At 57.4% G+C, this 7,478-nt stretch carries 7 protein-coding genes and 3 pseudogenes (2 of these 10 only partly in view); all 10 read left to right on the top strand.

Going from position 1 to position 7,478, the window contains the following annotated elements; translation table 11 throughout:
- Window positions 1-9: pseudogene (locus tag A2Z13_09265) on the top strand (hypothetical protein) (it extends 564 nt beyond the left edge of the window).
- Window positions 1-139: pseudogene (locus A2Z13_09260) on the top strand (hypothetical protein); it begins 44 nt to the left of the window's first position. The pseudogenes A2Z13_09265 and A2Z13_09260 overlap by 53 nt, the downstream one beginning before the upstream one ends.
- Window positions 140-254: 115 nt before the next feature.
- Window positions 255-536, top strand: a complete 282-nt coding sequence (locus A2Z13_09255) for a plasmid maintenance system killer family protein (protein OGP78667.1) — start codon at window positions 255-257, stop codon at window positions 534-536.
- Between the two features lie 12 nt (window positions 537-548).
- Window positions 549-872: an addiction module antidote protein, HigA family gene (locus A2Z13_09250; GenBank protein ID OGP78666.1), complete on the top strand. Its 324-nt coding sequence runs from the start codon at window positions 549-551 to the stop codon at window positions 870-872.
- 104 nt (window positions 873-976) lie between these two features.
- Window positions 977-2,155 (top strand): hypothetical protein, encoded by a 1,179-nt coding sequence (locus A2Z13_09245; GenBank protein ID OGP78665.1) that lies wholly within the window; start codon window positions 977-979, stop codon window positions 2,153-2,155.
- A 250-nt stretch (window positions 2,156-2,405) separates the two neighbouring features.
- The gene (locus tag A2Z13_09240) at window positions 2,406-2,633 is read left to right on the top strand and encodes a prevent-host-death family protein (protein OGP78664.1); all 228 of its coding nucleotides are present in this window, start codon (window positions 2,406-2,408) and stop codon (window positions 2,631-2,633) included.
- Window positions 2,630-3,016, top strand: coding sequence for a twitching motility protein PilT (locus tag A2Z13_09235; GenBank protein ID OGP78663.1), 387 nt, complete (start codon window positions 2,630-2,632; stop codon window positions 3,014-3,016). Before A2Z13_09240 ends, A2Z13_09235 begins: the two co-directional genes overlap by 4 nt.
- Before the next feature lie 102 nt (window positions 3,017-3,118).
- Window positions 3,119-3,943: a hypothetical protein gene (locus A2Z13_09230; protein OGP78662.1), complete on the top strand. Its 825-nt coding sequence runs from the start codon at window positions 3,119-3,121 to the stop codon at window positions 3,941-3,943.
- 332 nt (window positions 3,944-4,275) lie between these two features.
- Window positions 4,276-6,975 (top strand): hypothetical protein, encoded by a 2,700-nt coding sequence (locus A2Z13_09225; GenBank protein OGP78661.1) that lies wholly within the window; start codon window positions 4,276-4,278, stop codon window positions 6,973-6,975.
- Between the two features lie 77 nt (window positions 6,976-7,052).
- Window positions 7,053-7,478: pseudogene (locus A2Z13_09220) on the top strand (two-component system response regulator).

Raw genomic sequence — 7,478 nt, 5'->3', positions numbered from 1 at the left:
CAGGGATGATTTTACTCGCCCCGCATTAAATCAAGACCTTTCCTACGATCTTTCCGAATCAAGAGAAATCGCATTTCGTGACATGCGGATCGACGTGCTGGATGCCACAAATTCGAGCATAACGTTCAGGGTAAAGTAAAGAATCGGGGTTTATAAATCAACTACTTGCAAGCGGGGGCATAACTGCCCACGTACAAATCCCCAGCACTATTATCGCTTGACGTTATTATCGCAAGGCGTTATTATGCTCTTCGATGATCCGGAGCTTCCGCTGCAAGGAAACGGAGAAATTGTTCGGTCGGCAATTTTCCCGAAAACTGCCACCGGATGTGCAGCGGGTGGCCCGACGCAAGCTCGAGGTCCTGGATGCGGCGGAGAAGCTGGAGGATCTGCGCATTCCCCCCTCCAATCGACTGGAGAAGCTCTTGGGGAAGCGGGAAGGGCAGCACTCCATCCGTATCAACGACCAGTGGCGCATCTGCTTTCGATGGCGGGAAGGCAACGCATACGACGTGGAGATCGTAGATTACCATTAGCGGGAGAAGGAGATGACGAAGAAGACGCTGCCGCCGATTCATCCCGGCGAAATCCTCCTTGAGGAGTTCCTCGTCCCGATGGGCATCAGCCAGTACCGACTGGCGAAGGACATCAGTGTCCCGCCCCGGCGCGTCAACGAGATCGTGCACGGGAAGCGCGCTATCAGCGCCGACACGGCGTTACGACTGTCGCGGTACTTCGGGATGTCGGAGCGGTTCTGGATCAACCTGCAGGCGCGGTACGACATCGAGGCGGAGAAGGATCTGCTGGCCGACCGTCTCGAGCGTGAGGTGCACCCCCGCGTTGCCGCCCACGCCACCACCCCTTCCAATTAAGTACAGGGACGTTCTTAAACTTTTTAATCCTCGGATCCCGCCTGGCCAGGAATAGTGCTACTATATGGAAATATACTATGGTATAGTAGCGCAGAGGTGGTCAAATGGGCCCCGTAAAACCTAGGCATTTCTGGATCGACCGGATCGAAAGTGAATGGGCGAGGCATACGGTCGTCTGGGTGTCCGGCGTTCGCCGGGCCGGGAAAACGGTGCTGTGCCGGACGCTGGCCGAAGCGGAGTATTTCGATTGCGAGCTGCCCCGCGTAAGACGCCTGATGGAGGACCCGGAAGAATTCCTCGGCGGCCTGAAAGGCCGCCGGGTCGTCCTCGATGAAATCCATCGTCTCGAAAACCCTTCGCAACTGCTCAAGATCGCCGCCGATCATTATCCCGACGTACGCATCGTGGCCACGGGGTCCTCGACGCTCGGGGCGTCGAGGAAATTCCGGGATACGTTGACCGGGCGGAAGTCCGAAATCTGGCTGACCCCGTTGATCCTCCCGGATCTGGACGATTTCGGAATGCCCGACATGGGCCGCCGAATGCTGCGCGGAGGACTCCCCCCGTTTTTCCTGGCCCGGAGCCTCCCGGAGCGCGAGTACCAGGAGTGGATGGACGCCTATTGGGCGAAAGACATCCAGGAGCTCTTCCGCCTGGAGCGGCGCCAGTCCTTCCAGAAGTTCTTTGAGCTCCTGATGGCGCAGAGCGGAGGGATCTTCGAGGCGACCCGATTCTCCCGGTCGTGCGGAATCAGCGCAGGCACCGTTTCGAACTATCTGTCCGTCCTCGAAGCGACTTTCGTCGTCCACGTCCTTCGTCCGTTCAGCACCCATCGCCCCACGGAGATCGTCTCGGCTCCCAAGGTATACGGCTTCGACACCGGGTTCGTCTGCTCCCATCGGGGCTGGCACGACCTGCGCCGTGAGGACATGGGGGCCTTATGGGAGCACCTGGTACTGAACGAGCTGCAGGGGCGTCTGCAGATGCGGGACATCCGGTATTGGCGCGACAAGCGCGGGCACGAAATCGACTTCGTGATCGTGCCGCGGGGCGGGAGCCCGACAGCCATCGAATGTAAAATGGGGGCGTCTGACATCGACCCTTCAGGGATCAAGGCGTTCCGAAGACAATATCCGGAAGGGGAAAATTACGCCGTTGCCCACGACGTGGACCGCGGCTTCCGGAGAACCTACGGCCCGGCGGAAGTCGAGTTCGTCAGCCTTCCGGGTTTGATCGAGGCGCTGTCCGCTTCGCCGCCCCCGCAAAAACAGGGACGTTCTTAATAACTTTACCCCGGGGACGTTCTTAAACTTTTTAATCCTCGGAACCGGGTGTTCCTGAGAACTCGGCGGGAGGCATCGTGGCGCTCCGAGCGATACGGCGGTCATTCCTCCGTGGGCAAGGATGGCGGAGCGGAACAGTTCGGACGAGAAGGGGATGCCAGGGGTGTCGAAGTTAATGTCAATCAAGAGTTGACTTAGTCAAAAGACTTAGTCTATTATTATTGCATCGAGTCCGGCATGGAGTTTGTGTATGGCTCTGATCGTGAATGTTCATCAGGCAAAGACGCACCTCTCGCGGCTCCTGAAGCGGGCCCACGAGGGCGAGGAAATCATCCTGGCAAAAGGCGGCAAGCCCTATGCCCGGCTGGTCCCTCTCGAGGAGGGAATGCCCCGGATCCCGGGCATCGCCAGCGGACGCGCGGGGAAGGAATTCTTCGAGCCGCTGCCGGAAAAGGAGCTGAAAGCGTGGGAGGAATGAGAGTGCTCCTCGACACCCACGCGCTGCTCTGGTGGCTGTTCGACGACCCCGCCCTGTCGAAAGCGGCGCGCGATGCGATACGGGATCCGGGGAACGCGGTTCTGGTGAGCGCCGCCTCGGCGTGGGAGATCGCCACGAAACGCCGGCTCGGGAAATTTCCGGATGCCGGGGAGGCGGCCGAAAACCTGCCGGCGCTGCTGCGCAGCTCCCGGATGGAACCGCTTGCGATCACGGTCGAACACGCCCTTGCGGCCGGTGCGCTTCCCGGACCTCACCGTGACCCGTTCGACCGGATGCTGATCGCCCAGTCCCGCCTCGAGGATCTTCCTGTAGTGACTTCGGACCCGGTGTTCGGCCGTTATTCCATCCGCACCGTGTGGTGAGCAGGGACGTTCTTAAAACTTACCACCCCCGACGATTCAAGTCGAAGCTTTCCGCGGTCGTGCGGGCCAGGTACGATCGCGGAAATCCGCTAAAGTGATCCCATGATCGTCGAATGCCCATCCTGCCACGCCCGATTCCGCCTGGACGAGTCCCTGTTCCAGGGATCGAAAGGGATACGGATCCGTTGTCGCAAGTGCGGAGAGGGCATCGCGGTCCTGAATCCGGAGTCGGCTGCATCCCTTCCTGAAGTGGAGCCCATCGTCTCCCCGCCCGAGGCAACAACCGTTACCGACTCCTTCCCACCGCAGGTACCGTCTCCAATTCCGCCGACGGGAAAAATGACGGATGAGGAAGAAACGCCCCAACAACCCCTCGATGAGTTTGCTCCGGCGCCCCCGTTTCATAAACGGCCGGCCGTCATCGCCGTCGCGTTCCTGGTCCTCCTGATCGCCGGTGGAGTCGGATATTTCGGTTTCACCGCCTCCGGCCAGGAGGCGCTCGAGAGACTCGTCTACAATGTGCGATCGAAATGGCTCGGCGGCGCCGCTGCGGGTCCACTTTACGACATTCAGAAGGTGACCGGAGAATACGAGATCAATGATGTGGCGGGGAAACTGTTCGTCATCAAGGGCAAGGTGGCGAACGTGGGGAGGACGCGGACGAGCGGCATCCGGGTCCACGCCGCGCTGCTTGACGGCAAGCGTCAACCGGTGGCGGAGAGAACCTGCTACGCGGGAAACGTCCTCACCGGGGAGACCCTGCGGACGGCCACCCGGGAAAAGATCGAGGAAGCCCTGTCCAACCGGTTCGGCGACAGGCTGGTCAACATGGACGTCCCGCCGGGGAAGTCGCTGCCGTTTATGGTCGTGTTTTTCGATCCCCCGGGAGGCATCGATTCATTCCGGGTAACAGCGATCGAACGGTAGTGAGGCGATAAAGTTTAAGAACGTCCCCGGGAACCCCCTACGAAGACCCGAGCGTTAAAAAACCCTGTTGAGATCAAGTAGATTTGTCCGGTTCATCCAAACAAGAGTTTCCTCGTGGAAACTGTTTCCGGTCGAAAATGGAGGAAGCGATGACTAAATTTACCCGGAGGATTCTCCTGCAGGAATCCTGCAAACGCTTTGGAGAGATCGCAGTCGAGAGAGGACATGTTACAAACGATCAGCTAAAAGTAGCGTTGTCTGAACAGGTGGATGATGATCTTGCCAACAGACCCCATAGAAATTTAGGAACGATCTTTTCAGGAAAGAACTGGATGACGTCGAAAGAGATCGAGTCGGTTTTGTATGAAATGTTCGAGCGGACCAAGGAACAACGTACCCACCTGCTCTCTCTGACAAACAACGTCCCAGGGATGGTCTACCGGGGACATCGGGACTGGTCGTTGTCCTTTATCGGCGCCGAGGTGGAGCCGGTAACCGGTTATTCCGCCGAGGAGTTCACGAGCGGGGCCGCAAGATGGAAGGAGATCATCCACCCGGACGACTTGGCATACGTGAAGGAATCTTACCGGAAAGCCGTCAAGGAACGGGTGCAATTCCTCCGTGTGGAATACCGGATCACGCACAAGAACGGCGATATTCGGTGGGTCTCCGACAGGCGGCAGATAATGTACGACGAAACCGGTTCCTTCGACTATGTCGACGGGTTGCTTCTCGATATCACGGAGCGCAAGGAATCCGATCGAAGGCTTGCGGAAAGCGAGTACCGGTTTCGTACGATCGCGGATACGGCGGTCAACGGGATAATCACCGCGGATTCGAGGGGAAACATCAACTTCTTCAACCGCGCAGCGGAGCGCCAATTCGGATACGCATCCGTAGAGGTCGGTGGGAAAAATGTGACGATGCTCATCCCCGAACGATTCCGGAACGCGCACAAAGCGGGCCTGGAACGGTTTCTCGAGACGGGGGAAACCCGAATCATTGGCAGGACGGTCGAACTGAACGCGCTGAGGAAGGACGGGACCGAATTTCCGATCGAACTCTCCCTCGGCACGTGGGGGTCACCGGAGGCTCCGTCTTTTTCCGCCACCATTCGCGACATCACCGAGCGAAGGGCTTCGGAACGGTCATTGAAGGAATCGGAAGAAAAGTTCCGAGTGATCTTCGAAGGATCGAAGGACGGGATTCTACTGGCGGACGTGGAAAACAAGAGGTTCGTCACCGGCAATCAAGCCATTTGTAAGATGCTCCAGTATTCCCTCGAGGAGATCCGGCAACTGGCCATTACGGATATCCATCCCGAGGAGGCCCTCCCCCGGATCCTCGACGAGTTTGAAAGGGCGGAGAGACTGGAAATCGAGACCGGAAGAGACATCCCGGTCAAGAGAAGAGACGGCTCGGTCTTTTTTGCCAACATCAAGCCCAGCCCGATCGTCATTTCCGGGAAAAGGTACCTGATCGGGAACTTCCGCGACGTCACGGAGAGCAGGAAGGCGGAGCAGGCGCTCACCCGCCTCGGCCTGGCGGTCGACCAGGCCGCCGAGGCGGTCGTCGTTACGGACACGGAAGGGAATATCGAGTACGTGAACCCTTCGTTCGAGCGGATCACGGGGTATTCCCAGGAGGAAGCGATCGGCCGCAACATGCGGATCTTAAAGAGCGGGATGCAGGACGAAACGATCTACCAAGAGATGTGGGCAACCATATCGCACGGGGAGGTGTGGAAAGGTCGCTTTGTCAACCGAAAGAAGGACGGAACCCTGTACGACGAGGAGTCAACGATCTCCCCGGTTCGGGATGCTTCCGGAAAGATCGTCAATTTCGTTGCGGGGAAGAGAGATGTCACGCGGGAAGTTGTGCTGCAAAACCAAGTGCAGAACGCGCAGCGGATGGAGGCCGTGGGGACGCTCGCCGGAGGGATCGCGCACGATTTCAACAACGCCCTGACGGGGATTTTCGGATTCGGGGAACTCCTGCGCAACAGGATGGCAGGAGACGAGGAGGTGTTGCATGATTTGAACGAGATCCTGCGCTGCGCGGAACGGGCGTCCACGCTGACGCGGCAGTTATTGACCTATGCCAGGAGGCAGACCATCGAGCCCGTCAATCTGAGCCTGAACAAGGTAATCACCGATCTCTGTAAGCTGGCTTCCAAGGTGGTGGGGGAGCATATCGAAATCCGGACGTTTCTGGCGAAAGATCTGCCGACCATACGGGCCGATGTGGGACAGATCGAGCAGGTGGTCATGAACCTGGTTCTCAACGCCCGGGACGCGATGCCCGGCGGAGGGCAGTTGCTGATCGAGACGGAGCTGGTCCATCTGGACGCCGAATATGTCCGGTATCACCCGTATATGAAAGTGGGCCCGTTTGTGGTCCTCAAGATCTCGGACACGGGCATCGGGATGGATCAAAAGACCCAGGAACGGGTTTTCGAGCCGTTTTTCACCACGAAGGGGCCGGACAAGGGGACGGGCCTGGGACTTGCGATGGTGTACGGGATCGTCAAGCAGCACGGTGGATTTATCCACCTCTACAGTGAACCGGGGAAAGGAACGACTTTCAAGATCTACCTTACGCCGGTGGAGGAGGCCCCGGATGTTCTTGAATCGCACAAGCCGTCCGAAATCCGAGGTGGGACCGAAACCATTCTTCTGACCGAAGACGACGAATCGGTTCGGATGCTGGCGGAGCGTACGCTGGCGGAGCTTGGATATACGGTCCTGTCCGCACGCAACGGGGAGGACGCGGTAGAAATATTCAGTAAGAATAGAGAAAAGGTATCACTGGCTCTATTGGATCTCGTCATGCCCCTGAAAGGAGGAAAAGAGGCCTACGAGGAGATGCACCAGTTGAAGCCGGAACTCAAGGTGATCTTCATGAGCGGGTACACGGCCAACGCGGTGCACGAGTCCTTCGTCCTGATCCCCGGAGTGCCGTTTCTGGCGAAACCTTTCGGCCCGACAATACTGGCAAGGAAATTAAGGGAGGTGCTGGACACGCATGACTGAAAAAAGAAAAGAGGATTCATGATCGGCAATCCGGTTTATTAATCCCTACCGGAGGATTCGTGGAGGGGACACGAAAAATGAACCAGGATGAAAAACGCGCAATTCTTTTGGTGGACGACGATCCTTCCGTTCTGGAGTCAACTTCCAGGTTGTTGAGCACATTCGGGTATCGTGTATTCCCATATGGGAATGCCACGGATGCAGCGATGAAGCTACAAGAAAAAAACGTTTGTGTGGTACTGACGGACATTATGATGCCGGAGGTAACCGGACTTCAATTCCTGGAGAAAATACGTTCATTCAATTCCGATATTCCTGTAATCATGATGACCGCGTATGCGGAACTGGATATGACAATTGATGCGATCCGGAAAGGCGCATTCGATTTTTTATTAAAACCCTTCAAGCCGGAATATCTCGCCCATTCGGTAAAAAAAGCGATCGATCATTACAGGCTTAAGCAGCTTGAAAAAAACCACACCAGTACGCTTGAAAAAACCGTG

Source organism: Deltaproteobacteria bacterium RBG_16_64_85 (genome assembly GCA_001798885.1).
Classification (GTDB): Bacteria; Desulfobacterota; Deferrimicrobia; order Deferrimicrobiales; family Deferrimicrobiaceae; genus FEB-35.
Note: the sequence above shows the minus strand (reverse complement) of the source record. Positions and strands in the feature narration are given on the sequence as shown.

Excerpts from the sequence above, each read along its gene's own strand:
- A2Z13_09240 (OGP78664.1), top strand. The coding sequence starts at position 2,406 with ATGGCTCTGATCGTGAATGTTCATCAGGCAAAGACGCACCTCTCGCGG.
- A2Z13_09230 (OGP78662.1), top strand. The coding sequence starts at position 3,119 with ATGATCGTCGAATGCCCATCCTGCCACGCCCGATTCCGCCTGGACGAG.
- A2Z13_09245 (OGP78665.1), top strand. The coding sequence starts at position 977 with ATGGGCCCCGTAAAACCTAGGCATTTCTGGATCGACCGGATCGAAAGT.
- A2Z13_09225 (OGP78661.1), top strand. The coding sequence starts at position 4,276 with ATGACGTCGAAAGAGATCGAGTCGGTTTTGTATGAAATGTTCGAGCGG.
- A2Z13_09255 (OGP78667.1), top strand. The coding sequence starts at position 255 with ATGATCCGGAGCTTCCGCTGCAAGGAAACGGAGAAATTGTTCGGTCGG.
- A2Z13_09250 (OGP78666.1), top strand. The coding sequence starts at position 549 with ATGACGAAGAAGACGCTGCCGCCGATTCATCCCGGCGAAATCCTCCTT.
- A2Z13_09235 (OGP78663.1), top strand. The coding sequence starts at position 2,630 with ATGAGAGTGCTCCTCGACACCCACGCGCTGCTCTGGTGGCTGTTCGAC.